The sequence below is a fragment of the Nocardia amikacinitolerans NBRC 108937 genome (assembly GCF_001612615.1).
GTDB lineage: Bacteria > Actinomycetota > Actinomycetes > Mycobacteriales > Mycobacteriaceae > Nocardia > Nocardia amikacinitolerans.
The window spans coordinates 33,025-42,125 of record NZ_BDAU01000058.1; the positions used below are offsets into that span (position 1 = coordinate 33,025).

5 protein-coding genes and 2 pseudogenes are annotated in these 9,101 nt (G+C 63.5%); all 7 read left to right on the top strand.

Annotated features, from left to right (window positions below):
* Positions 1 to 58 precede the first annotated feature (58 nt).
* A complete protein-coding gene (locus NAM01S_RS31525) occupies positions 59 to 706 on the top strand; it encodes a type IV toxin-antitoxin system AbiEi family antitoxin domain-containing protein (RefSeq protein WP_067792436.1) in 648 nt (215 codons plus the stop codon).
* Positions 699 to 1,643: a nucleotidyl transferase AbiEii/AbiGii toxin family protein gene (locus NAM01S_RS31530; protein WP_067792439.1), complete on the top strand. Its 945-nt coding sequence runs from the start codon at positions 699 to 701 to the stop codon at positions 1,641 to 1,643. The genes NAM01S_RS31525 and NAM01S_RS31530 overlap by 8 nt, the downstream gene beginning before the upstream one ends.
* A pseudogene (locus NAM01S_RS31535) lies at positions 1,643 to 3,108 on the top strand (DUF3375 domain-containing protein). Before NAM01S_RS31530 ends, NAM01S_RS31535 begins: the two are co-directional and overlap by 1 nt.
* A gap of 1 nt (position 3,109) precedes the next feature.
* Positions 3,110 to 3,724, top strand: coding sequence for a DUF4194 domain-containing protein (locus NAM01S_RS31540; RefSeq protein ID WP_067792441.1), 615 nt, complete (start codon positions 3,110 to 3,112; stop codon positions 3,722 to 3,724).
* Positions 3,724 to 3,909: pseudogene (locus NAM01S_RS36865) on the top strand (ATP-binding protein); the annotation flags it as partial. The gene NAM01S_RS31540 and the pseudogene NAM01S_RS36865, both read left to right, overlap by 1 nt.
* A gap of 597 nt (positions 3,910 to 4,506) precedes the next feature.
* Positions 4,507 to 7,116, top strand: a complete 2,610-nt coding sequence (locus NAM01S_RS31545; RefSeq protein ID WP_253799520.1) for an ATP-binding protein — start codon at positions 4,507 to 4,509, stop codon at positions 7,114 to 7,116.
* Position 7,117: 1 nt separating this feature from the next.
* Complete coding sequence (locus tag NAM01S_RS31550) at positions 7,118 to 8,281, top strand: Wadjet anti-phage system protein JetD domain-containing protein (RefSeq protein WP_067792446.1); 1,164 nt, start codon at positions 7,118 to 7,120, stop codon at positions 8,279 to 8,281.
* Positions 8,282 to 9,101: the final 820 nt, after the last annotated feature.

Below are 9,101 nucleotides of genomic sequence, written 5' to 3' on the forward strand. Positions count from 1 at the left end.
GCTATACACAGGAGATTGATGGCAACGTTTGTCCCCTTAATAGGGTACATTTGTTGTCGTGGCGGATGCGACACTAGCGCGGCTGGGTGTCATCGCGGAGCAGCGGTGGGGCCTGTTCACGACCGCTCAGGCTGCCACTGCCGGTGTCGCTCGCAAGCAGCTGTCCCGGATGGCCGCCGCCGGCGCGATCGAGCGCGTGGCGCACGGGGTCTACCGGATGGCAGGCGCGCCAGTGGCCGAACACGAGACGATCTATGCGACCTGGCTCGCGCTCGGCGGTGCGACTGCCCACCGCACCGGTACCGGGGTGGCTGCGCTCGTGGCCGCCGGTACCACGGCGGCCGCTGTCCACGGCATCGGAGACTTCCTGCTCGACGAACTCGACTTCATCGTCCCCGCACGTAAGGGCACGCGCCTGCCCGGTGTGCGCCTACGGATCCGGCCCTTGACTCAGGACGATGTGCTACCGGTCGACGGTCTGCCGACGCTCACCGTCGAGCGGACGATCGCAGACCTCGTCGACATCGCCACGGACATGTCACTGGTCGCCGGTACCGTACGCGATGCCGTTCGAGCCGGAAAGTTGCTGTCTGCCGATCGGCTCTCCGATCATCTCGACGCGATCGGCCGTCACACCGGCTGCGAGGTCGCGGCGGACCTGTTCGAACTGGCTGGTATACGTCCGGAAGGATTCCGCGGTGACTGATCGATCCGGCTACGCAGACTGGCGATCTCTGGAACTGGCGATCAAGGATGCGGCCAAGAAGGCCGCCCGCGATGCCGGTCCCGGTATCAGTGCCGCGACCATCGACGCTCAGATCCGGCAGGCACGGTTCGATCGGTTCCTCTCGCGTGTATTCGCTGACGGTGAGCAGTCGGAATGGTTGCTCAAGGGTGGCATGAGCATGCTGGCCCGGGTTCCTCGCTCGCGCACAACCAAGGATGTGGACCTGGCCGCGCAACAGGCGGGAGACTTGGCCGAGGCGGAGCGGTCGCTCAGTGCTCTGGTGGCGGCCGACCTGGGTGACCACCTCACGTTCCGGTTGATCCGATCCGAGCGCACCGGGCTCGGTGACAACCAGCCCGGTGTCGCCACTCGTCGTTTCGTGTACGTGTGCCTCGATGTCCACACCGGCCGCCAGATCGACACGCTGACCGTCGATGTCGTGGTCGGGCCGATTCCGGTCGGCCGGCCCGACGTGATCGAACCGGTGAATCGGTTGCACTTGCGCCGTCCGCTGATCACCTATCCGTACCGGCTCTATCCGATCGCCGATCAGATCGCCGACAAGGTGTGCGCGACCATGGACACCAACTATCCCGGCGGTAAGCGCAGCAGCCGGGTCAAGGATCTGGTCGATCTCGTTGTTCTCGCCCATACCCAGAGCGTCGACCTCCACGAGTTGCGCCGAGCGATTGCCGCCAAACAGGCACTTGGAGGCATCGAACCGTTCGAGCATTTCGAGATTCCTGCCGACTGGAGCCGCACCTACCCCGCGACCGCGAAGGGTGTCCCGATCGCTGCCTCGTTCACCGCGACCACCGCAGCCGACGTCGTGGCCGCGTTCATTGATCCGGTCCTGGGTGTGAGTGCTCGGGACACCGCGATCTGGGATCCGCAGGAACTCGTCTGGAGAGATTGATGGACTTCGATGAAATCGACTTCCTGCGTCGCAACGATCCTGCGTGGCGGCTGTTGCGGGCCGACAATGCGCCGCTGGTGCTCGGCTTTCTGCGGAAGGTGTTTGTCGAGGACAACGTCCGGGTGATCTCGGCCACGGAGCTGGCCGGTCGTCTCGACGATGAGTTGTATGCGCTCAACGAGCAGCATGGCGACGGTACGTTTCCCAAGGCGGCGAAGGCATATCTCGATGATTGGCGGCGCCGGCGAGCGGGTGGTTGCGGAAGTACTATCCCACCGGCTCGGATGAGGTGCATTTCGATGCGACACCTGCCGTTGAGAAAGCACTGACCTGGGTCGATTCGCTCCGGGATCGTTCGTTCGTCGGTACCGAGTCCCGCCTGAACACAGTATTCGAGCTGCTGCGCCAGATGGCCTACGGCGCGGAAACCGATCCGGATGTCCGACTGGCCGAACTACACCGGCGGCGCAGCGTGATCGACGAAGAGATCACCCAGGTCGCCAGCGGTCGCTTCGCCGTGCTCGATGATTCGGCTCAGCGGGACCGTTATCAGCAGTTCGCCGCGACCGCACGGGAGTTGCTGGCCGACTTCCGTGAGGTCGAGGCCAACTTCCGGGGATTGGATCGGTCCCTTCGTGCGCGCATCGCCGGGTGGGCGGGAAGTAAGGGTCAGCTGCTCGATGAGGTGGTCGGCAACCGCACCACCATCACGGATTCGGACCAGGGGCGCAGCTTCCAGGCGTTTTACGACTTCCTTCTGTCACATGAACGGCAAACCGAGCTCACCGAGCTGCTCGAGAAGGTCCAGTCGCTGGACGCGATCGGCGAAACCGACCCGCGTATGCGGCACATTCACTACGACTGGCTCGACGCGGCCGAACGCACTCAGGCGACGGTGCGGCTGCTGTCGGAGCAGTTGCGACGATTTCTGGACGACCAGGTGTGGCTGGAAAATCGTCGTGTGATGGACATCCTGCACAGCATCGAGTCCTCCGCTCTTGCACTCCGCGAGCAGTCCGCCCCGGCGATCACCTGTGAACTCGATGGCACCGCACCGGTAATCGGTCTGCCGATGGAACGTCCGCTCTACACGCCGAAAGAGAAGGTCTCGCTGGACAGTACGGGCATCGCCGCGGCCGACGAGAACGTCGATTCGTCCGCGCTGTTCGAGCAGGTCTATGTGGACCGTGAGCTGTTGTGCGGCGTCGTGCGCGGAGAGCTGCGCGAACATGCCCAGGTCGGGTTGCGTGAGGTATTGGTGCGCCGCCCGCTGGAACAGGGTATGGCCGAGCTCGTTGCCTATCTCTCGCTCGATGACCCCACTTTCCAGATCGTCTTCGACGAGGCGACGCGGGAGCAGGTGCGCTGGATGGACGACGGTGGCGTGGAGCGGGTGGCGACGATACCGCGGGTGACGTTTATCCGGGCCTCGGACAGCGAGCGCGTTGTCGGCGAGCGTATTTAGCATGGGCGGCGTGTCCACGTCATCCCGTCGCGATGAGCTCGACCTGCCGTTGGTCATCACCCACCTGATGAAGGGGGTGGTTTATGCGGACAGTCACGAGAAGGTGTGGCGGCATCTGCTGCCGCTACAGGCCCAGGTGCGTGACTACGTCGGCGTGATGGGCCTGACCGTCATCGTCGATGAGACCGAGGGATATGCCTTCCTGCGGTCGAAGCCGGGAGATGAGGACGAGGACGGGAAATTGCCCCGGTTGATCCCGCGGCGGGCGCTGTCGTTTCACGTGAGTCTGCTGCTGGCGCTGTTGCGGAAGAAGCTTGCCGAGTTCGACGCCTCCGGCGCGGAGACCCGGTTGATTCTCACCAGGGATCAGCTTGTGGAGATGGTGCGGATGTTCTTGCCCGAGAGCAGCAATGAAGCCCGGCTGGTCGACCAGATCGACACCCTGCTCGGCAAGATTGTCGACCTCGGCTTCCTGCGGCGGATCGCCGGGCAGGACGCCGCCTACGAAGTGCGGCGCATACTCAAGGCATTCGTGGACGGACAGTGGCTGGCCGAGTTCGACCAGCGACTCGGCGATTACGCCGCGCAACTCGATGGTGTGGAGGGGGCGGACTGATGGGCGGCTTGTTCGGCGCGGCGAGCCTGGACACCGAGGATTCCGGACTCGCCGGTTACCGGTTGGAGCGATTGGAGGTCTACAACTGGGGAACCTTCGACCAGCGGGTGTGGCTGTTCCGTCCCGAGGGGCGCAACAGCCTGCTGACCGGTGATATCGGCTCGGGAAAGTCGACCATTGTCGATGCGATCACGACATTGCTGCTGCCTGCGCATCGCATTTCCTACAACAAGGCGGCGGGGGCCGACGCGAAGGAGCGGGACCTTCGCTCGTATGTGCTGGGCTACTACAAGTCCGAGCGCAATGAGGCGACCGGCGCGTCCAGGCCGGTCGGGTTGCGGGATCGCCGGTCGTTTTCGGTCGTCCTCGCGACCTTCACCAATGTCGGCTACGACTCGACAGTGACGCTGGCCCAGGTGTTCTGGTTCCGTGACGCCTCCGTCGGTCAGCCGGATCGGTTCTACGTGACAGCGGATCGGGGTATGACGATCGCGGAGGATTTCGCCGAGTTCGGTGCGGACATCGCGACGCTGAAGCGTCGGCTGCGGAAGCAGGAAGCTCGCGTCCACGACCATTTTCCTGCGTACAGCAAGGACTTCTGCCGTCGTCTCGGGATCGAGTCCGAGCAGGCGATGGAGTTGTTCCACCAGACGGTGTCCATGAAATCGGTGGGCAACCTGAACGATTTCGTCCGTTCCCACATGCTGGAGCCGTTCGACGCGGCCGACTGGACCGGTCGGCTCGTCCGTCATTTCGAAGATCTGACCAAGGCACACGAAGCGGTGCTCAAGGCGCGCACACAGCTCACCATGCTGGAGCCCCTGCTCGCCGAGTGCGACACCTACGACGAGCTCGATACGCGGATCAAGGCCGGAAAGGCCGAACGGGAAGCACTCCGGTTCTACTGTGCGGATCGCAAGGCGACGTTGCTCGTCGACCGGTTGTCGAGTCTTGACGTCGAGGTCGGTCGGCAAGAGGCTGCCGCCGCCGCCGCGGAAGCAGAGCTGAAACGGCTGCGCGGAAAAGAACGGGACCTGGAGATCGAGCGCGCGGGCTGCGGGGGTGACCGAATCGGTCGGCTCGAAGCCGAGATCGGCTCCGAGGAGGCCGAACGCGACCGGCGACGGAAACAACACGACCAGTATCAGTCGCTTCTGATGGACGCCGCGCTGCCCGCAGTCGTGGACGCGGCCCAGTTCACGGCCCGGCGGCGTGCCATCGACGAAAAGCAGAGCGGTCTCGACCAGGAACAGGCTGACCTGCAGAACCGGCTCACCGATCTCGGCGTCTCGCGCCGCGACCTCGATGCCGAAGCCAAGGAGATCAACACCGAGTTGCTGAGCCTGCAGCAGCGACGCAGCAACATTCCCAAGCGCAGCATGGACATGCGGGAAGCGCTTTGTGCTGCAATACAAGTCGATTCCACCGAGCTTCCGTTCGCTGGCGAGCTCATCCAGGTTCGTACGGACAGCGCCGCCTGGGAAGGGGCAGCCGAACGGCTGCTGCACGGCTTCGGGCTGTCGATGCTGGTCTCGAGCGAACACTACGATGCTGTCTCCGAGTGGATCAACGAACGGCACCTCGGGATCAAGCTCGTCTACTACCGAGTGCCGGAACGGCTGGGCCGGACTCCGTCTCCGCAACTGTCGGAACGGTCCCTGTTCACCAAGCTGGAGATCAAGGACTCGTCGTTTTCGGAGTGGCTGGAACGTGAGCTGGCACACCGCGCCGACTACGAGTGTGTCGACACCATGGCTGAGTTCCGGCGCGCAGCCAAGGCTGTCACCCGGGCCGGGCAGGTCAAAGGTGCTCGCGGCAGGCACGAGAAGGACGATGCCCGCCGAATCGATGATCGCCGCCACTACGTCCTGGGCTGGGACAACCACGCCAAAATCGACGCTCTGCTCGATCAAGCGAAACATCTTCAGCATCAACTGCGTGGCGTGGATGAGCAGACGCAGAAGGTCAACACCGAGCTGATCGAAAAAGGGAAGCTCGTCACCACCCTGACCTTGCTGAATCAGGTCAACGAGTTCGCCGATATCGACTGGCAGGCGTCGGTCAACCGCATTGCCGAACTCACCGACGAGAAGACCCGGCTGGAAACACAATCGGACGAGTTGAAGCGACTGACCGAGGAGTTGGAGGCCGTCGCGACCCGGATAAAAAAGGCCGAAGCCGCCCAGAAGAAGGCGCAGACAGAATTCGGAAACCTCGACGGACAGCGAACAACCACAGCGGGGCAGCTGCGCGATACGAGGGCCACGCTGGGCGAACCCGCAGCCGAATCCGCCCGAGCGGCGTTTCCCGCTGTGGACAAACGTGTCGGAGCCAGGAACCTCGTTACCCCGGAAGACTGCGACACCTGCCGCATCGAGGTCAACGATGAGATCACCACCGAAATCGATCGGCTCACCGTCCGGCAGAACAAGGCCGCGGCGCGGGTGGTCGCCAAGATGGGGGACTTCCGCAAGGAGTACCCGTTGGAAACGGCGGAGTTCGACAACTCGGTGCAGTCGGCAGGCGAATACCGTTCATTGCACGACCGGATCTCCTCCGACGACCTGCCCCGGTTCGAGTCCGAGTTCAAGACCTACCTCAATACCAACACCATCCGCGACATCGCGGGTTTCCATTCTCAGCTGACCAAGCAGGAGCAGCTGATCAAGCAGCGGATCGAAACCATCAACGACTCGCTGGTCGACATCGATTACAACCCTGGACGGTTCATCCGGCTCGAGCCACATCCGACGGTGAACGTCGAGGTCCGTGACTTCCGCAAGGACCTCCGGGAGTGCACCAGTGGATCACTGAGCGGCGACGATTCGAACCAGTACTCCGAACAGAAGTTCCTTCAGGTCAAGGCACTGATCGAACGGTTCCGGGGGCGGGAGGGGCATACCGAACCGGACCGGCAGTGGACCCGCCGGGTTACCGATGTGCGTAACTGGTTCACCTTCTCCGCGTCCGAACGGTGGCGCGCCGATGACACCGAGCATGAGAACTACACCGACTCGGGTGGTAAATCCGGTGGCCAGAAGGAGAAGCTTGCCTACACGATTCTCGCGGCGTCGTTGGCCTATCAGTTCAAACTCGATTGGGGCGTGAGCAAGTCGAAGACCTTCCGGTTCGTGGTGATCGACGAGGCTTTCGGTCGCGGTTCCGATGAGTCGACCCGGTTCGCGCTCGGTCTCTTCCGGCGGTTGGGACTGCAACTGCTGATCGTGACCCCATTGCAGAAGATCCATGTCATCGAACCCTATGTCGCGGCAGTAGGATTCGTGGACAACAAGACCGGTGACAGCTCGCGATTGCAGACCTTGACCATCGAGGAGTACCAGCAGCGTCAGCTCGCTCATACTCTCGCCACTGTTTCCGATCAGGGTGCCTGACGTGGCGTCGAGCAGTTGGACCCTACCCGACGACGTGCTCGGAAAGCTGCGCCGACGATGGGCCTGCGGCGAGTTCCTGTCCCGGTTCGCCACCGGAATCTCGTGGGAACCGTTGGCGATAGGGTTACGGGGGCCGAGCGCGCAGGACATCGCCACACATCTGGACAGCGCACGTGACTGGGTCGAACGGTGGCGGCGAGCGCGGCATCTTCGTATCGAGATGAGAACCGTCGGAGGTCGATTCGTCGGCGCCAACACGATCCCCGGCCGTGTCTGGGTCGACTCCTACGAGCAGTTGTGGGCTGTCCTCGGTGTCCAGTCCACCGTGGACACGTTCGCAGCCCTGCTCGACGCGACCCGGCTCAGAGCTCCTGGCATCGCCGAGTGGATGTCCGCCGAACCGATGAAAGTTCTGGAGTGCCAGGACGAGTGGACCCGGCTGGTCGACACCGCCTTGTGGATCGAATCGCACGTGCGTCCTGACATGTATGTACGGCAGATCGACGTGCCCGGAGTCGACACCAAGTTCATCGAACGCTTCCGCACCGTCCTGGCGGCGCTGCTGGACTGCCTGCTCCCGGAGGAGCGCGTCGACCGCAGCAAGTCGGCGTCCGACTTCGCCGGCCGGTACGGCTTTCGCCAGAAGCCTTCCTACATCCGGTACCGGCACTTGTCCGACAAGCCTGGATTCAGCGAACTTGCCGTCCGCGTACCCGAATTGGCGGCCATGCCGCCGGCCGAGCGAACGGTGTTCGTTGTGGAGAACGAGATCACCTACCTCGCTTTCCCGTCTGTCGAGGACGCTGTCGTCATCTTCGGTGAGGGCTACGCAGCATCCCGGTTGCAGCCCTTGAAGTGGCTGGATCAGAAGAATCTCGTCTACTGGGGCGACATCGATACCCACGGATTCGCGATCCTGAACAGCGTGCGCCGCTCATTTGCAGGTGTGCGGTCCATGCTCATGGACCGCACCAGTCTCCTTGCCCACGAGAGTCACTGGGGCGCCGAGCCGAACCCCACCCGCGAGCACCTCGAGTCGCTCACCCCGGACGAAGCGAGCCTTTACACCGACCTTGTGGAGGGGGTTCTGGGCAGGTCCGTGCGGCTGGAGCAAGAACGCATCTCCTACACCGCCATCGAGCAGGCCACCCAGCGGTTCCGCTGACCCGGACACCTCATCGGCCGAGTTCAACCGATCCCAACCCGCATAGCTGGTGGCCCCCTTTCGGGGCTGGTCAGCCGGATCTATCGACACTGTCATGCGAGGCTCTTCCGCGCGGTGTGCGTGTGGCGCTCATCCACGTGGCCGACTCAGGATGGTCGTGCTCGTCCGTGGGAATCGCGGGTGGGTATTCCGTGTCGGCGTAGTGCGGCCAGGACGGTGGTGTGGGCGACGTCGAGGTGGTTGCCGACGCGTGTCAGTGACCAGCCGAGCCGGTAGAGGTGGATCGCAGTGTCGACCTGGTCGGGAGACAGACCGCGGCGGCGCATGGGCACCTGGTGCCGGTGGAGGATGGTGCTGACCGTGCGTCGTTCGATACCGAATCGGGCGGCCAGTTCATATACGGTCGCTCCGGCCTGGTAGCCGGTGATCAGCTCTGCGACCTGGTCGGCGTCGAGTTGCCGTGCCCGCCGGGGCGTGGGACGTTCCTTGGTCGGCGGGCCGAAGTTGTGGGGTCCGCCAGCTTCTGGAGCAGCGTCTCCAGGGCTTCTACCTGTGGTTTCGGGTTGTAGTAAGGTCCCCCCAAGGTCCACAAGATGGCAGAGCCGCAGGTCACTGGCCTGCGGCTCTGCTGTGTTCGTCGCAAGGCGCGATCCACGAGGCGATCATGGTCGTGCGTTCCACAGGGCGCTTGACCGGCAGGGCGCGGAACTTCGGCCCGAACGGGAGGGTTTCGGTGCCGGTGGCCGCCGCTTTCAGCTACCGCCATTTGACTACCGTCGATAGTGAAATGGATTCGACGGTAGTCATATGGCGCTTAGTT